Below are 1129 nucleotides of genomic sequence, written 5' to 3'. Positions count from 1 at the left end.
TCAGTAAAACCTTTAGGATGGGGATTTTTAATCCAGCTATAGACGGTGAATTTGCTGATTTTGTAGCGCTTTGCAACAGCGCGCCAAGTTTCTCCATTAGCAATATCGTTAAGAATTTTCTGTCGGAATTGGCAGCAGTAGGTCATAGGATATGCTCAGTTTGTTTTTGATAATTCTACTACAAGTTGTTCTTTATATCTGCTTTGGATAGATTGGATTATAAGTGATTCGACTATATATTCGCCCGAAACGGGTAAGTCTTCAAAGTTTTGTAGGATATGTCGGCGGATGTCTGTGAGGTGATTAGTATCATTGGTGCCAATGTAGAGCACTTGTTCGTGTTCGGGTTTTTCAAAGGTATCCACACGAACCGCAAAAACGATTAGACGCCCAGCACTACCAGCCGCGCCGTGTAGTCTTCTGCCATCATTATTGAAACGAGAGGGGGTTGGTTCATCTACTTGTCGAACGCGTTGGCTATATTCTTTATCAGAAGCCAGTTTATTGGTAATAGGTTGGTTTTCTGAATAGTTTTGTGTTTCTAGATTGTGCAGAATGGTTTCTGGTGAATCACCTAGTTCGATGTCAAGTTCGTTATGTAGTCTTAATACGCCATCTTCATGTAATTTGGCATAAAGTGCTAATTCCGTATAAGCTGGTCCGCGATGGATTAAGGCGCCACCAGAGTTATTACAAATTCCACCAATAATAGACGCACCAATACAACTTGATCCAATAATGCTGTGTGGTTCTCTATGATGTTTCGCTAATAAGTCTTCCAGTTCGAAAAGCGATGCGCCAGGTAGCTCGATCGCTTGCGTTGCATCGTTAATTAGACGAATGCCTTTTAATCTCACGGTAGAAATCAGAACGACTGGGCGATCATAGTCCCCATTGGGCGTTGAGCCACCAGTTATAGTCAAATCACTTAGAATCCAATCTATCCAAAGCAGATATAAAGAACAACTTGTAGTAGAATTATCAAAAACAAACTGAGCATATCCTATGACCTACTGCCGCCAATTCCGACAGAAAATTCTTAACGATATTGCTAATGGAGAAACTTGGCGCGCTGTTGCAAAGCGCTACAAAATCAGCAAATTCACCGTCTATAGCTGGRATTAAAAAT

General features: G+C 41.0%; 3 protein-coding genes. 1 reads left to right on the top strand and 2 read right to left on the bottom strand.

The genetic code is table 11. From position 1 onward, the window contains the following. Together A5N85_RS17915 and A5N85_RS13150 are read right to left on the bottom strand one after the other, a co-directional pair. Nucleotides 1-146: helix-turn-helix domain-containing protein (locus tag A5N85_RS17915; protein WP_143143318.1), on the bottom strand; the 146-nt coding region annotated here is incomplete at its 3' end. Nucleotides 147-155: 9 nt separating this feature from the next. Then, nucleotides 156-923: a hypothetical protein gene (locus A5N85_RS13150; RefSeq protein WP_072577587.1), complete on the bottom strand. Its 768-nt coding sequence runs from the start codon at nucleotides 921-923 to the stop codon at nucleotides 156-158. 82 nt (nucleotides 924-1005) lie between these two features. On the opposite strand from A5N85_RS13150, the gene A5N85_RS15325 reads away from it, so the two are divergent. Further along, nucleotides 1006-1125 carry a helix-turn-helix domain-containing protein gene (locus A5N85_RS15325; RefSeq protein ID WP_143143317.1) on the top strand — a complete coding sequence of 40 codons (120 nt, stop codon included), beginning with the start codon at nucleotides 1006-1008 and terminating at the stop codon, nucleotides 1123-1125. The last annotated feature ends 4 nt before the right edge of the window (nucleotides 1126-1129 follow it).

The sequence above is a fragment of the Suttonella ornithocola genome, from assembly GCF_001889065.1.
Taxonomy (GTDB): domain Bacteria; phylum Pseudomonadota; class Gammaproteobacteria; order Cardiobacteriales; family Cardiobacteriaceae; genus Suttonella_A; species Suttonella_A ornithocola.
This window is presented reverse-complemented; position numbering and strand designations above follow the sequence as displayed.